Source organism: Deinococcus aquaedulcis, from assembly GCF_019693445.1.
GTDB lineage: Bacteria > Deinococcota > Deinococci > Deinococcales > Deinococcaceae > Deinococcus > Deinococcus aquaedulcis.
This window is the reverse complement of the sequence record NZ_JAHRBL010000041.1, coordinates 1-11,775: the sequence shown is the minus strand read 5'-3', so window position 1 is coordinate 11,775 and position 11,775 is coordinate 1. Positions and strand designations below refer to the sequence as shown.

At 64.4% G+C, this 11,775-nt stretch carries 10 protein-coding genes, 1 pseudogene and 1 CRISPR repeat array; of the genes and pseudogenes, 4 read left to right on the top strand and 7 right to left on the bottom strand.

Annotation, left to right across the window (positions count from 1 at the left end; all coding sequences use genetic code 11):
• Positions 1–284 precede the first annotated feature (284 nt).
• The 4 genes and pseudogenes from KMW22_RS19520 to cobU all read left to right on the top strand — a co-directional run.
• Positions 285–641, top strand: a pseudogene (locus KMW22_RS19520) (helix-turn-helix domain-containing protein); the annotation flags it as partial.
• A gap of 97 nt (positions 642–738) precedes the next feature.
• The gene (locus KMW22_RS19515) at positions 739–1,413 is read left to right on the top strand and encodes an IS630 family transposase (RefSeq protein WP_328774766.1); all 675 of its coding nucleotides are present in this window, start codon (positions 739–741) and stop codon (positions 1,411–1,413) included.
• Between the two features lie 249 nt (positions 1,414–1,662).
• Entirely contained in the window at positions 1,663–3,078 is a 1,416-nt protein-coding gene (locus tag KMW22_RS19030) for a cobyric acid synthase (RefSeq protein ID WP_235693146.1), read from the top strand.
• Positions 3,075–3,584, top strand: a complete 510-nt coding sequence (gene cobU, locus KMW22_RS19025; protein ID WP_221091602.1) for a bifunctional adenosylcobinamide kinase/adenosylcobinamide-phosphate guanylyltransferase — start codon at positions 3,075–3,077, stop codon at positions 3,582–3,584. Before KMW22_RS19030 ends, cobU begins: the two co-directional genes overlap by 4 nt.
• 139 nt (positions 3,585–3,723) lie before the next feature.
• A CRISPR array of direct repeats spans positions 3,724–5,640; the repeat unit is 29 nt; unit sequence CGGAACATCCCCGCCTACACGGGGAAAAC.
• 68 nt (positions 5,641–5,708) lie between these two features.
• Here cobU and cas2e read toward each other — a convergent pair.
• From cas2e to casA, 7 genes are read right to left on the bottom strand one after another with little or no spacing between them, the layout of a single operon-like run.
• Entirely contained in the window at positions 5,709–6,041 is a 333-nt protein-coding gene (cas2e, locus tag KMW22_RS19020; protein ID WP_235693145.1) for a type I-E CRISPR-associated endoribonuclease Cas2e, read from the bottom strand.
• Positions 6,022–6,969 carry a type I-E CRISPR-associated endonuclease Cas1e gene (gene cas1e, locus KMW22_RS19015; protein WP_221091601.1) on the bottom strand — a complete coding sequence of 316 codons (948 nt, stop codon included), beginning with the start codon at positions 6,967–6,969 and terminating at the stop codon, positions 6,022–6,024. Before cas1e ends, cas2e begins: the two co-directional genes overlap by 20 nt.
• Positions 6,970–6,972: 3 nt before the next feature.
• Positions 6,973–7,620 carry a type I-E CRISPR-associated protein Cas6/Cse3/CasE gene (gene cas6e, locus KMW22_RS19010; RefSeq protein WP_221091600.1) on the bottom strand — a complete coding sequence of 216 codons (648 nt, stop codon included), beginning with the start codon at positions 7,618–7,620 and terminating at the stop codon, positions 6,973–6,975.
• Positions 7,620–8,291, bottom strand: coding sequence for a type I-E CRISPR-associated protein Cas5/CasD (cas5e, locus tag KMW22_RS19005; protein ID WP_221091599.1), 672 nt, complete (start codon positions 8,289–8,291; stop codon positions 7,620–7,622). Before cas5e ends, cas6e begins: the two co-directional genes overlap by 1 nt.
• A 3-nt stretch (positions 8,292–8,294) precedes the next feature.
• On the bottom strand, positions 8,295–9,575 hold the full coding sequence (cas7e, locus tag KMW22_RS19000; protein WP_221091598.1) for a type I-E CRISPR-associated protein Cas7/Cse4/CasC: 1,281 nt from the start codon (positions 9,573–9,575) through the stop codon (positions 8,295–8,297).
• Positions 9,572–10,183, bottom strand: coding sequence for a type I-E CRISPR-associated protein Cse2/CasB (gene casB / locus KMW22_RS18995; protein ID WP_221091597.1), 612 nt, complete (start codon positions 10,181–10,183; stop codon positions 9,572–9,574). Before casB ends, cas7e begins: the two co-directional genes overlap by 4 nt.
• The gene (gene casA / locus KMW22_RS18990; RefSeq protein ID WP_221091596.1) at positions 10,180–11,655 is read right to left on the bottom strand and encodes a type I-E CRISPR-associated protein Cse1/CasA; all 1,476 of its coding nucleotides are present in this window, start codon (positions 11,653–11,655) and stop codon (positions 10,180–10,182) included. The genes casB and casA overlap by 4 nt, the downstream gene beginning before the upstream one ends.
• Between the last annotated feature and the right edge of the window lie 120 nt (positions 11,656–11,775).

Here is an 11,775-nt window from a genome sequence, read left to right as displayed (position 1 = left end):
CTGATGACGGTGATGCCGAGCGTGTATTTGAACCGCCTGCTCCGAACCTTCCTCAAGAACGAGGAATTTCTCCACCAGCACGGCTATTCACTCCGCTATACAAGGTGCAACTCCTGAGTGATGGGCGCGTGGTCCAGGTTGCGGCTGATCAACAGGGGCTTGCCAATTGCCAGATCAGCATCACGAGGCTGCTGCTGAGCTTTGAGATCTATTCCGCTCAGGATTCTTTCCTCGCCTTACGGTCATTTCACCGCGTTCCCCATACAACAGGCGTACCCTCAAGCATGAAATACGCTGTGCGCCTTGAAGCCGAGCAGCAAGCGCGTCTCAAAGGGCTGCTCAAGGCGGGTGTCGCCCCTGCTCGCCAGTTGACCCATGCCCGCATCCTGCTGAAAGCCGACCAGCATGGTCCAGCGCTCCGTGACCAGGCCATTGCAGCGCAGTTGGAGATTTGCACGCACACAGTGTTCCGTGTGCGCAAGCGGTTCGTTGAGGCAGGACTAGACGCTGCTCTCCATCACCTGCATCCTCAGAATCTGAAGCCCCATGTGCTCAATGAACGCACCCAGGCGCACTTGATCGCACTCGCCTGTACCCGAGAAAAGGGACAGCCGCGGCTGTCCCTTCGCCTGTTGGCCGACAAGATGGTGGAACTTGGTTACGTCCCACACCTGTGTCACGAGACCGTCCGGAAAACACTGAAAAAACAAACTCAAACCGCACCTGAAAGAACAGTGGGTGATTCCGCCTTGCGAGAATGGCGCGTTCGTGGCCGCGATGGAACACGTCCTCGACCTGTATGCCGAGCCGTTCGACGCGGCATTCCGAGTCGTGTGCTTCGACGAGCGGCCTTGTCAATTGATCGCCGATGTGGTGCAGCCGACTCCTCTGCAGCCAGGACAACCCTTTCGGTATGACTATGAATATGAACGTCGGGGAACTGCAAATCTCTTCGGTTACCTGGAGCCTAAGGGAAACAGACGTTGGCTGGACGTCACTGAGCGCCGCACGAAAGCGGATTTTGCTCGCTGTATGCAGCGTCTGGTCGACGAATTCTACCCAGCAGCCACCAAGATTCGGTTGGTCTTGGACAACCTCAGTACCCACAGCAAAGGTGTGCTCTATGAGACCTTTGGTGCCGCGGAAGCGCATCGCATCGCGTCAAAATTAGAATTCCACTTCACGCCGAAGCATGGCAGCTGGCTCAATGCCGTCGAGATCGAGTTTGCGGCGCTGAGCAAGCAATGTCTCGATCGCCGGATCGGGTCAAAGGAAGAACTGCACGACGAGGTGCAAGCGTGGGTTGCCGAACGCAACCGTCAGAAACGCGGCGTGAACTGGACCTTTTCCACCGCAATGGCCAGACAAAAGTTGGCCCGCCTTTATCCAACGAACTTAGCTAACCAAAGTTGACGCCCCACTACCTCTCGGAAGCAGGTCGGGCGGCCAGCTCCATCCTGTCCATCTCGCCTGACAGCGGTCTGCCGTTCTGCCCAGGAACGCCACGCCAAACGCTCTCTGTCGCGGTGACTCGCTCTGCTCCGCAGCTTTGCAAGTCCGCTCGCCACACATGACCCGAGGGGTTCACCTTCAGGTCATGTGGTTCCCGCTCTGAGTCGTTGGCCCAACCGGTGCAGTCAGAGCCGCTATAAGAAGGCGCAGATGGCTCAAGCAATCATGGTGCAGGGCTGCACGAGCAGCGCGGGCAAAAGTTACCTCACGGCGGCCCTGTGCCGCCTACTGGCGAATCACGGGGTGCGCGCCGCGCCCTTTAAAGCCCAGAACATGAGCAACAACGCCGGGGTCACCCCGCAGGGCCTGGAAATGGGCCGCGCACAATTGGTACAGGCCGCCGCCGCGCGTGTGACGCCCGACGTGCGAATGAACCCGGTGCTGCTGAAACCCGAGGCCGACACCCGCTCGCAGGTGGTGCTGCTGGGCCGCGTCAGCCCAGAGATCACCGCCCTGCCGTGGCGCGAGCGCAAGGCGCACCTGTGGCCCCACGTGCAGGGGGCGCTACACAGCCTGATGGCCGATTACGACGTGGTGGTGATTGAAGGGGCCGGCAGCCCGGCGGAAGTGAACCTGCGCGACTCGGACATTGTGAACATGCGGGTGGCGCGCGAGGTGGGGGCAGCGGTGCTGCTGGCTGCCGATATTGACCGGGGCGGCGCCTTTGCCCACCTGCTGGGCACGTGGCACTGCCTGATTCCCGAAGAACGCGCGCTGCTGCGCGGCTTCATCCTGAACCGCTTCCGGGGAGACCCGGCACTGCTGGCGCCGGCGCCCGAATGGCTGCATGTCCAGACCGGCGTGCCCACCGTGGGCGTGGTGCCCATGCTGGACATTCCCCTGCCCGAGGAAGACGGCTTGTGGGCCCAGGGGCCGCGCCCACAGGAGCCCGGGGACGGCTTCGTGGCCATCGCCCGGCTGCCCCGGGTGTCCAACCTTGACGAGTTCGCGCCGCTGGGGCCGCTGGCCCGCTGGGTGAGCACCCCGGCCGAACTGGAAGGGGCGCGCGCCGTCATCCTGCCCGGCAGCAAGAGCACCGCCGCCGATCTGGCCTGGCTGCGCGCGAGCGGGCTGGCAGGGGCGGTAACCCGGCTGGCCCACGCGGGCGTGCCCGTGCTGGGCATCTGTGGGGGGCTGCAGATGCTGGGCGGTGCGCTGCACGACGACCTGGGCATCGAAGGTGGTCACCACGCGCCGGGCCTGGGCCTGCTGGACCTGAGCACCACCTTTGCCGCCGACAAGGTGACGGTACAGACCACCCTCCGCGACCCCGAGACGGGGCTGACCCTGCGCGGCTACGAGATTCACCACGGCCGCACAGTTGCGGGCCCCGGGGTGCAGGAACTGGCGCCGGGCCTGCTGTGGCGCCAGGGCAACGTGCGCGGTACCTACCTGCACGGCCTGCTGGAAAACCCGGGATATCTGGAACGCTTCCTGGGCTGGGCCGGGTTGCCGGTGCCCGAAGGGCTGCCCACGCTGGACGCCCGCCTGGACGCCATTGCGGCCCGGGTGCAGGCCAGCCTGGACCCCACACTGCTGGATGACCTGCTGGCGGTGTGGGCATGACCCTGGTGTTCGTGACCGGCGGCGCCCGCAGCGGCAAGAGCGCCTTTGCCGAACGGCGCGCGGCAGACAGCGGCCTGCCGGTGACCTATCTGGCCACCGCCCAAGCCTTTGACGACGAGATGGCTGCCCGCATTGCCCGTCACCGGGGTGACCGGCCCGCCGCCTGGGCCACGGTGGAAGAGCCGCTGGCGGTGCCGGGGGCGCTGGCGGCGATCTCGACCCCTGCGGTGCTGCTCGACTGCCTGAGCCTGTGGGTGAGCAACCTGATGCTGGCCGACTGGCCCGACGAAGCGGTGCTGGCAGCGGCCGACGCCCTGCTGGCCACCGCCCAGGTCCGGGGCGGTCTGACGGTGCTGGTGACGAACGAGGTGGGGTTCGGCATCGTGCCCGACAACGTCCTGGCGCGGCGCTACCGCGACCTGCTGGGCTGGGTGAACCAGCGTGCGGCGGCCGCCAGCGACGAGGCGTGGCTCCTCGTCAGTGGGCGGCCGCTGCGGTTACCATAAGGGTCGTGGGTCCGCGGTGTATGGCAACCCGTCAGGGCGGCCTTTGTGTGGGTAGGGAAAACCGCGCAGCCGCCGTGTCCAGAACATCCCTGCACAGAGGGGAAAACTCGGTCACCATACGTCAAACTATCGAAGAATTCGGAACATCCCCGCCTGCAAGGGGAAAACGAGGTCGGTGAGGTCGCTCACGCCGGACCCGCCGGACCATCCCCGCCCACACGGGGAAAACGGCGCTCATGATGACTCCACCTGTTCCTGCGGCGGACCATCCTCGCCTACACGGAGAAAACACGTCCTCGCGCAGGAGCTGCCGCAGAACACCCGGGATATCCCCGCCTACAGGGGGAAAACTCGATCATGCCGGCCTGCTGGGCCGCGTTCATCGGAACATCCCCGCCTGCACGGGGAAAACAGTTAGAAGCCCATCCACGATAATCATGACCTCGGAACATCCCCGCCTGCACAGGGAAAACTACGTTGTGGCCCACTCTGGTGGGGCAGGGTCCGGAACATCCCCGCCTACACGGGGAAAACTACACGTCAAAGCCCTCTTCGATCAATGCGGCCGGAACATCCCCGCCTACACGGGGAAAACTCGTTGGTGGGCAGCGGGTTAATGCCCAGCGACGGAACATCCCCGCCTACACGGGGAAAACTGAGCGCTCCGGTGCGGCGGTGAGCAGGTGCGCGGAACATCCCCGCCTACACGGGGAAAACGCGGTGGAGTGGCGCGCCCTGCCCCTGCACGACGGAACATCCCCGCCTACACGGGGAAAACTTGAAGCGGTCAATCAGGCAGCGGTACTCGTACGGAACATCCCCGCCTACACGGGGAAAACCGCGCGGTGGCGGTGCAGCACGTCCGGGCATCCGGAACATCCCCGCCTACACGGGGAAAACTCGAGCTCGACCGGGACCCGCACGGGATCTATCGGAACATCCCCGCCTACACGGGGAAAACAATCAGCCCGACGGCGAGAAGGTGTCTACCACCGGAACATCCCCGCCTACACGGGGAAAACGAGCTTGCTGCGGCGGTCCTCGGCGGCCTGCCCGGAACATCCCCGCCTACACGGGGAAAACACGCCAGTCTTCGCGGGCTGGTCAGTCGCGGGCGGAACATCCCCGCCTACACGGGGAAAACCCCTCGGCGTTGGTCTGTTCCAGGCTCATGAGCGGAACATCCCCGCCTACACGGGGAAAACGCAGCGCCACTGATGGGCAATCAGTGGCGCATCGGAACATCCCCGCCTACACGGGGAAAACGGGCGGCTCTACATAAAAGGTTAGCGTTATCCCGGAACATCCCCGCCTACACGGGGAAAACCCGCTGAGGTTTGACAATGCCGAGAGCTGATTCGGAACATCCCCGCCTACACGGGGAAAACCTTCCCCGCACCCATCCCCCGCCCCGCCCCACCGGAACATCCCCGCCTACACGGGGAAAACCACGCCGAACGGCTATGAGTACGTCACCGACCGGAACATCCCCGCCTACACGGGGAAAACAGCGCCAGGACGTAGTTTTCCTGAATTAGTGACGGAACATCCCCGCCTACACGGGGAAAACGCCGTGCTGGGGCTGGCCCTCGGCCCGGTGCCCGGAACATCCCCGCCTACACGGGGAAAACAGGGCGACAAAGGCCGCCGTATCCTCCATGAGCGGAACATCCCCGCCTACACGGGGAAAACGCTGACGCGGTTCTGCGGCCCATTGGCGACGCCGGAACATCCCCGCCTACACGGGGAAAACGCGAGGCTAACCGGGTGGCCGGCTATGCCCGCGGAACATCCCCGCCTACACGGGGAAAACCGGCTGGACATCCGCAGCCCCAGCCGCGTGACCGGAACATCCCCGCCTACACGGGGAAAACGCCGCCCTGCCCCTCAGAGGCCCCCAGGAGGCGGAACATCCCCGCCTACACGGGGAAAACTCGCCCGTCAGCCAGTGGGCCAGGGCAATGTCCGGAACATCCCCGCCTACACGGGGAAAACGGGCCCACGTCGAACGTGACCCGTTGTCCGTCCGGAACATCCCCGCCTACACGGGGAAAACACTCTCAAACGACGCACAAACCCTTACGCTGCAACCGCCGAAGTCTCTTCAACTCAGCGTAATTCATTTCACAAAGTTTCAAGCTCCTCGGGAGGTTGGAAGTCCCTCTTCAGTGTTTCATACCGGGCGTCCCTGACGGCCACAAGCTGGTAGCCCTCCAGCTTCACCAGCGTCCGGCGCCCCTCGCCGTGCATGCGGATGGCAAAGCCCTGCTCATTGTTTGCCCGGTACAGCTGGGTGCAGCGGCCGGCGCGGGCGTGCTGCACCACCTTGTCCCACAGCAGGTCGCGGACGGTGGCACTGACTGCCCCCACGTACACGCCCGTCTGCACCTCGATCAGCCAGCGGGTCAGCTCGCCGCGCAGGCTGGGCGGCACGCGCTCAAGGGTCATCACGATCATGGTTGATTCCTCCTTGGACGTTGCCCTCCGGATCCCAGAGTTCGCCCACGTCGTCGTCCTCCGGGTCATCGTCGTGGCGGTCGTCCAGCAGGGTCAGAAGGTCGTTTGCCATGCGTTCCAGCAGGCGCAACTGCTTCATGTGGTCCCGCAGGGCCAGGCGCACCCGGCGGTCAATCTCGTCGCCGCCCCGGGCCGCCTCCTGAAAGGCGACGGGCATCACGACTTCCATCTTGTAGAGATCCGCCACGTCATAGACGAAGCTGAGCTGCTTGCCGGTATGCACGAACCCCAGCGCCGGGCTGTAGCCGCAGCTCAGGATGGCCGCGTGCGCCAGGCCGTACAGGCACGCCGTCCCGCTGCTGATCGCCTTGTTGATGGGGCTGGCCGCGTCCCAGTTGCCCCGGTTGTACTTGCGCTCCTGCCATTTCACCCCGTGCGCCTGGCTGTAACGCGCGTACAGGTCCCGCACCCGCGCTCCCTCGCGCCCGCGAATCTGTTGCAGCGTCAGGTTCCCAGGCAGGCCTTCGGGAAAGCGCATGGTGTACATCTGGCGCACCACCCGCTCGCGGCTGCGGGGACTCGCCCACAGCCGGGCCTGGCGCATCAGACGCTCGGATTTGCGTGACTCGCCCAGGCCGCTGGCATACAGTCGCACGCCCTGTTCGCCCACCCATAGCACCGAGCAGCCGGTGTCGGACAGGGCCTTCATGGCGCTGTGGCTCACGCTGGTGCCTGGGCCCAGCAGCAGCACGCCCAGGCTGGCGCAGGGAATGGTGACCATGCCTTCGGGGTGAAAGGCCTGGATGCTGCGCCCGTCCTGCTCCAGGGTGCTGTGTTCGAGATACAGGTAGGACGTGCCGTCGCGGAACTTCGGCAACTCGCGCAGGTTCTGTTTTTTCCACACGATGGCCTGACTCTCTCCGGTCATGGCTTACCCCCGGCTCAGACTCAGCAGGCCGAAGCCCAGCGACTTGGCCTTGCCGATGCCCCCCTGCACGGTCTGGGCCAGCCGAAGCGGGTCGTCCACCGTCAGCAGGCCCTCGAAGGTCACGGCGAAGAGGGTCATGGGCGTGCCCCCACGCGCTTTGTACAGGCGGACATTGCCGCTCTGCACGATGTCCGCGCCGGGCACTCCAAAGCCGCCGCGCTCGCCTTGGCGCTCCAGCCAGGCCAGCTGCTCCCGCGCGCCGCGTAGGGCCTCGCGCTTGGTGCGGGGGTCGGCCGCGCGGTCCTGGCCGTCGCGCCAGCGGCTGGCGGTCACGTTGGCGCGCAGGCGAAACAGCAGGCGCTCGCCCTCCCGCAGGCCCGAGAGGTCCAGAGGTTTGACCTGGGCGTCCCGGAGGTACCCCGGCCAACGGTCTTCCAGCGCCTGCCAGTCAGGATGGGTGACGCTCTGCACCAGCAGACCCTGTTCGGCATCGTTGCGCCACAGCAGCCGCTCGCCGTCCGGCAGGGGGCCGCCCGCTTCGCCCGCACCGGGAAAGGCCCAGCGCAGCGACTGGTGCAGCCCGTAGGCGCTGCGCAGGTCGGCGTTTGCCTGACGGTGGGCTTCGTTCAGCCACAGGCGGGAGAGGTACATCAGCCCACCTCCTGCAACGCGAGGGGGGCCTCGCTGAACATCCACACGTCGCGCAGGGCGTAGCGGCGCTTGGCAAAGGGGGCGGTGGGATCGTCGCGGCGCAGACCTGGCGAGAGGCGGCGGGTGTCGCCCAGCACCGCATCCCGGTCCACCACGAACCGGTAGGGCGCACCCGCGTCGTCTCGCTCGCCTCGCAGGCTGGGGGCCGAGCGCAGGACTTCCAGCAGTTCACCGTCCCGCACCCCGCCGTCCAGCCAGAGGGCCTCGGCGGGCGGAAAGCTCTTGCGGCCCAGCGAGAGGGGCCAGTAGGGATTGCGTAGGGCGGCGTCCAGGGCTTCCAGCAGGGATCGTTTTCCTTCCAGCGCGGCCCAGAAGGCGGCGTCCGCCAGGTAGGCGCGGCGGGTCACGCTGGTGTTTGCCTTGCGCTCGCCGGGAAAGAGTTGCGCGGTGTGGTAATCGGTCCGGACCACTCCCTCGCGGTCCACCCGCACGCCAAAACGTAGGGCGGCAAGGTGGTCAATCGGCTCGGCGCGGTCAATGCCCAGGGCTGCCGCGCAGAGGCCAAGCACCCCACTCTTGCTCGGCTCGGCCTCGGTGTCGCGGTCGTCGAACTGGCTGCGGGTGCCCCACGCCTGCATCGGCCCCACCAGCCGGATCAGCAAGGTCGCCATTCCTCACTGCCCCAGCTGGCCCAGCACCGCGCGCACGTCGTCCAGAACGCTGCCGATCAGGGCTTCCACACTGTCCTGCCGCTCGCCCAGCGCCTCCACGTTCGACTCGTCGTGCGCGTTCACGTACCGCCCGCGTCCGCCCTGGCCGAAGATACGCTCCTGCCGCTCCCACTCGGTCGCCAGCTTCTGGATGCTGGGCCCGACATAGCCGCCTTCCCTGGCTTTGACCGCCACCTCAAAGGCGTTGGCGAGGTTGCGGGGGCTGGCGTCCTGCCGGATCACGGTGGAAATCAGGCTGGGAAGGTTACGCGCCGCAAAAGTGTTCTGTTTGCCTGTGGGCGCGGCGTAGACGCTGGCGTACAAGAGGGCCTTCAGGCCGCGCAGCATCAGTTCGTCATCCCGGCCCAGGTTCTGCCGCAATTTGGCGAGGTCGATGCACAGGTAGCGGTAGAAGGTGGCGCTGCCGAACTCCACCGTGCCCAGCATGTCCGCGCCCGCCGTGTCCCCCGGCCTGAGGTCGTCCACCGCCGTGTAGAAGTCGAACTCGCGGCGGCCCATCGCGTGCGTGCCCAGGGCTTGGGCTACCTGCGCGGCAGCGTCGGCGTTCTTGTCAGGCAGGTCCGCCAGCATCCGCCCGAAGAGGGCGATGTCCACGGCGTACTTGCCGTCAATCAGTTTTGAAACTTCCTTAGAAATGTCTCCTAGCGCCTTCTCGACAGCACTGCGCAGCTTCTTCTTGTCGTCTTTTCCGATGCCACCTTTATAACCGGAGGCTCCCCGCTTAGACTGGCGGTACTTTCGCATCACCTCAGCTGCCGCTTCTGCCTCTACTTTGTGCAACTTCAGGAGTTGAGAAAGTTCATCCAACATCCCAGAGCTGAGGAATGCTAGTGCCTCTGAGCGTGCAAAATCTGCTGGGTACTCTTCCTTGTAACGCGACTCCTCTCCCTCACCGGGCTTGCCTTCGATGAAAGAAATTCCATTTAGGGCCAAAAGACCCTCTGCCAAATAACGAGCTTGAGCTTCTGGAAATCCACTCTCTTCTAACATTAAGCGTCCAGTCAGTTCATCCAAGAACCTCTTGGAGCGTTGACCTAACTCGTTTGGGGAGAGAAGCCCACGTTCCTTGAAATCCATACGCATGGCCCGTTTAAAGCTCTGGCTGCTCACGCGAGCGCGGCGCACTCCGCCAAAGTAGGCGTCCTTGGGGCTGCCGGTGTCGTCGCGGTTGAGGTTGCTGGGGGCGAAGTTCTGGATGAGGTGCAGTTCGAGCAGGGCCTTCATGGGGTTTCCTCCGGGTTGGCTGCGGGTTCGGCGGTGTCTTCGGCTTCCGCCTTCTGGCGGGGAGGGAGGGCAGCGCGGTAAAAGTCGTTGGCCCAGCGGCGGCGGGTATCGTCGCCCCAGCCGTCCACACTCCAGCCGCTCACGTCGCGCAGCAGTTGCGCCCAGTCGGGCTTCACGTCGCTGCCCTTCAGGAGAGACACCGCCTGCCGCAGCTGGTAGGGCAGGGCTTCCTCGTCGGCGTCCAGCAGGGCCAGGAAGCGTTTCTCGGTGCTGGGGCGCTCCCCCTGCTCGCGGTACAGGGTGCCCAGCAGCCAGCCCAGCGACTGGCCCTCGCGGGCGGCGCGTTCCTGCGCTTCCTCCTCGGTCTCATCGTCGTGGGGGCGCTCGATCAGGGCGTACAGCCCCGCCACCAGAAACTGCATCCGGCGGTTGCCCCGCTCCAGGCCGGACAGGAAGATGTAGCGCTGAAGCCATTGCCCGCTGTCGCCGGGCTGGTCATCGGAGAGCGTGCGGCGCAATTCAGCTAATTTTCCACGCTCGAACCGGCTCAGGTGGGTGAAGAATTCACGCTCTTGTGCCAAGTTGGGCGCACCTGATGGGCGACTCATGCGGGAACCTCCATCTGTGCCTGCTGACGAATGGGCTTAAGCTGACGGCTCAGGAAGCGACTTGCATGTGCGGCGGCACGGAGAGCAGGAGCGTCGTTCCCCACGCCCTCCAAGGCCAATTTCCACCCGTCATCAGCAGCCCTGAGCAAGGCCCGATGCCAAATCGGGAGCGCAGCCGGTTCGTCGGCATGAAAGAGGAAGGTACGGAAGTCGGGTTCTAGAACGGACCAGTAACGGCTTAGAGTTTCCAGTTGCCGAGAGAGACGCGCCACCTTCTTCGCCACCTCCTTACCTTTATACGCAGGTTCCCCTTCGCTCTCGGGAAGATCGCCCAGAAATTGCGCCAGTTTCGCCAGGTCACTGGCTGAGCGCTGTCCCTGTCCCCTGTCCGCCTCTGTCGTCACAATGAACCAGCACAGCAAACGCACTGCGCGGCGTAAGCCGAGCCCCACTGTTTCCGCCGCTTCTAAGGCTGCGTTCACAAGATTGGTAAACCGTTGGGGATCATCCACAAAGGTGGCAGGAAGCGTGAATTCCTCATGCCGGTAGAGATCAATTTTCTGCTGGCTCCGGGCCAAGCCAAAGACGCTTAGGGGAATGGCTCCCGCATACTTCCGGCCTTTTTCGCGGAGACGTGCCAGCCGCTCCTCTCGACTCATCTTCTGCGGTGCGCCCTGAAATGAGCCGAAACGAACCCGTTCCAGCACTTGCGCTGCGTTTGCCACCGTAAGCGGTGGGTGGGGCGAACCTGGCAAGAGAGCCGTCAAATCCCGCCACAACAATTTGTCGGGATCAAGACGCACGGACCGCAGGGCCTCACCTTCCTTCCCCGGTGGTAGATACGCCGCCATCGGTTCGAGGTACTGTCCCTGTGCTGTTGTGATGGGTGAGACGCCGCCACCATAAGCGAGCCATCCCACATGCCCAGAAGCTGGGTCAAGCTGAAGGCGAACGCCTCGCGCCATCCAGGTGTAGCGGTCCGCATACCCCCGCATGACGTGTTTGCCGGTGAAGCGTGCCTGTCCTTCCTTCGCCATCCATTCCCAGGCAGGCAAATCTTCCTCAATCATGCTGGCTGAGTAGGGCAGTAGGTTCAGGCAAAAGGTTTCGTGCAAGTCGTCCCCCTGAGCGAGGACCAGCGCTACAGAAGCCGATGGCGAGTCAGCCTGTGACTCCGCTACACCGGTAGTCCGCCCACCCAGGGAAAAGGAAAGGTGCTGAAGAAGGAATCGTGCTGCCTGTGCCGGAGCAATCTCGCCCAGCAAGTCGTAACTCGTGCTGCCCCTTTGCTTCTCCGGAATAAGAGGTTCTATCCGCTTCTTCGTTCCAAAGAGGAAGTTTGTGGCGTAGCTGCCATGTTCACTACTAATAAGGCTCCAGTGGTGGTCGTGGGCTCCGTTGGGCAACTTCCAATCCTGCATAAAGGGCTGCGTCTCGTGAAACAGATCGAAGCGTTCGGCGTGGTTGTCCATTCAGTAGCCGACAACTTAGGTTTCTGACTGTCCTGGCGCTGAAAAAGGTCGTGTAAGGAGTCTGAAGAACGTGACCAGCTCACTGGTCTGCCAGCGCAGGGCATTCTGAAAGCGCTCACA

What these genes read in the sequence shown, in the direction of transcription:
- casA (WP_221091596.1), bottom strand. Translation starts at nt 11,655, where the DNA reads ATGGACAACCACGCCGAACGCTTCGATCTGTTTCACGAGACGCAGCCC.
- KMW22_RS19030 (WP_235693146.1), top strand. Translation starts at nt 1,663, where the DNA reads ATGGCTCAAGCAATCATGGTGCAGGGCTGCACGAGCAGCGCGGGCAAA.
- cas2e (WP_235693145.1), bottom strand. Translation starts at nt 6,041, where the DNA reads ATGATCGTGATGACCCTTGAGCGCGTGCCGCCCAGCCTGCGCGGCGAG.
- cas7e (WP_221091598.1), bottom strand. Translation starts at nt 9,575, where the DNA reads ATGAAGGCCCTGCTCGAACTGCACCTCATCCAGAACTTCGCCCCCAGC.
- casB (WP_221091597.1), bottom strand. Translation starts at nt 10,183, where the DNA reads ATGAGTCGCCCATCAGGTGCGCCCAACTTGGCACAAGAGCGTGAATTC.
- cas5e (WP_221091599.1), bottom strand. Translation starts at nt 8,291, where the DNA reads ATGGCGACCTTGCTGATCCGGCTGGTGGGGCCGATGCAGGCGTGGGGC.
- cobU (WP_221091602.1), top strand. Translation starts at nt 3,075, where the DNA reads ATGACCCTGGTGTTCGTGACCGGCGGCGCCCGCAGCGGCAAGAGCGCC.
- cas1e (WP_221091601.1), bottom strand. Translation starts at nt 6,969, where the DNA reads ATGACCGGAGAGAGTCAGGCCATCGTGTGGAAAAAACAGAACCTGCGC.
- cas6e (WP_221091600.1), bottom strand. Translation starts at nt 7,620, where the DNA reads ATGTACCTCTCCCGCCTGTGGCTGAACGAAGCCCACCGTCAGGCAAAC.